This is a genomic window from Candidatus Symbiopectobacterium sp. NZEC135 (assembly GCF_025962695.1).
Map to the genome: position 1 here is coordinate 1 of NZ_JAGFPF010000332.1, position 1,762 is coordinate 1,762.

General features: G+C 48.5%; 4 protein-coding genes. 1 reads left to right on the forward strand and 3 read right to left on the reverse strand.

Annotated features, from left to right (window positions below):
* Positions 1–296: winged helix-turn-helix transcriptional regulator (locus J5224_RS26530; protein WP_264628157.1), on the reverse strand; the 296-nt coding region annotated here is incomplete at its 3' end.
* A gap of 121 nt (positions 297–417) precedes the next feature.
* On the opposite strand from J5224_RS26530, the gene J5224_RS26535 reads away from it, so the two are divergent.
* Complete coding sequence (locus J5224_RS26535) at positions 418–1,161, forward strand: SDR family oxidoreductase (RefSeq protein ID WP_264628158.1); 744 nt, start codon at positions 418–420, stop codon at positions 1,159–1,161.
* A 181-nt stretch (positions 1,162–1,342) separates the two neighbouring features.
* Here J5224_RS26535 and J5224_RS26540 read toward each other — a convergent pair whose 3' ends face one another.
* On the reverse strand, positions 1,343–1,426 hold the full coding sequence (locus J5224_RS26540) for an Rpn family recombination-promoting nuclease/putative transposase (protein ID WP_264628160.1): 84 nt from the start codon (positions 1,424–1,426) through the stop codon (positions 1,343–1,345).
* Between the two features lie 30 nt (positions 1,427–1,456).
* A partial coding sequence (locus tag J5224_RS26545; protein WP_264628159.1) for a winged helix-turn-helix transcriptional regulator occupies positions 1,457–1,762 on the reverse strand: 306 nt, incomplete at its 5' end.

Genomic DNA, 1,762 nt, shown 5'->3' on the forward strand with positions numbered 1-1,762 from the left:
GTCGGACGCAATGATTTCCCCAGCTCGGTTATTTGGTACTCAACTCTTGGTGGAACTTCAGCGAACACTTTTCTGGTGACTAACCCGCGGGCCTCAAACTGCCGTAGCTGGCGAGTAAGTTCTTTTTGAGTGATTGGCTCTACAGCCCGCAGCAAATCGCTGAAACGAACAGGCTTATTTAATGAAATCAGACGATAAAGGATTGGGATCGCCCACTTCCCCGCAATCAGACTCACAAAACTTACCATCGGGCATCCTGCATCCGCCTCAGTTAAGGGCAAAATATTTTGTGTCATAGCATCTCCCGCCTCACGTCAAAGCATCCCATGTGGTTCTTTAGTATCCAAATGGTGCCTACTTCCCAAAGGATACTAAAGGATAAATAATTACGCCACGAATAAAACATGAGGTGAAACGATGGGCAGACTTGATGGTAAATATGCACTGATTACGGGTGGCAACAGCGGTATTGGTTTAGAAACTGCGCGCCAGTTTCTGGCAGAGGGAGCAAAGGTAGCAATCACAGGTCGTAGCGAACAAAAACTTTTGGAGATAAAAAAAGAGTACGGAGACATCACCACTTTTCTAAGCGATGCCGGAGATATCGCCCAACAAATCAGCCTGGCCGCAGCGTTACAGGAACAATGGCCGAGACTTGATATTTTGTATATAAATGCAGGCGATGTAACGCACAAACCGCTGGAGAACTGGGATGAGCAAGCATACGATCGTTTGATGAATACGAATCTTAAAGGCCCCTTTTTCCTCATTAGGGCGCTGCTTCCAATGCTTGCTAATCCCTCTTCCGTCATTGTTTGTGGCTCAGTGAGCGCGCGGATTGGTCTTCCACAAAGTAGTGCTTACGCTGCAAGTAAAGCCGCTCTTCTTTCTCTGGCTCGAACACTTTCTGCGGAGCTTCACCCCCGTGGAATTCGGGTAAATGGCTTAAGTCCGGGGCCTACTGAAACACCAGCATTGAACAAACTGAGTGGCGGAGCAAATGAAGATAAGCTTCGAGAAGAGATTCGAGCTCTGGTACCTATCGGTCGTTTAGGAACGCCGTATGAATTAGCTAAAGCGGCAGTTTTTCTTGCTTCTGATGAATCTTCATTCGTCGTTGGCACAGAACTGCTGGTTGATGGCGGGGTTGGTAATCTTTAGCTGAGTAACATGCCCGTAGGACTATGTGTCATTTATTAAATATAAAGGACGCACAGTCCTCTTCTGGCACGAAGGTGCCTGCCTGGAAGTTAAGTGGGGCAGCGATATGCGAGGAGCAGAAGTAAAATTTGACTGTTAGTTAGCACTGCGACTCCGAGATGCCTGTTAAACCAGTGGCAATTCACATCAATAGAAATGCCATGTTCGTGTCTACTGAGCTTTGTTGCCCAATCAATACATGAATGTACCCGTCTCCCACCCGCATTTTTACGCTGGATCGCCGGAGCAGTGCGTTTTATTCGCCATTTTTTCGCTGATCAAAGGTGGCGCGAGCACGCTTGATCGTTGCAAGGTTTTCTTCAGCCCACATCCACACGCCACAAAATGCAGCCCCCAGACTGAGACCCAGATCCGTCAACTGGTACTCCACTTTGGGCGGCACGACAGGATAAACCGTACGAATAACCAACCCTTCCCGTTCCATATCCCGCAGCGTCTGCGTGAGCATTTTCTGACTGATCCCAGCCACGTGTTTCGCCAGTTGTGTAAAGCGCAGTTTGCCCTGTTCAGCCAGTACCTCGAGGATCAGCATGGTCCACTT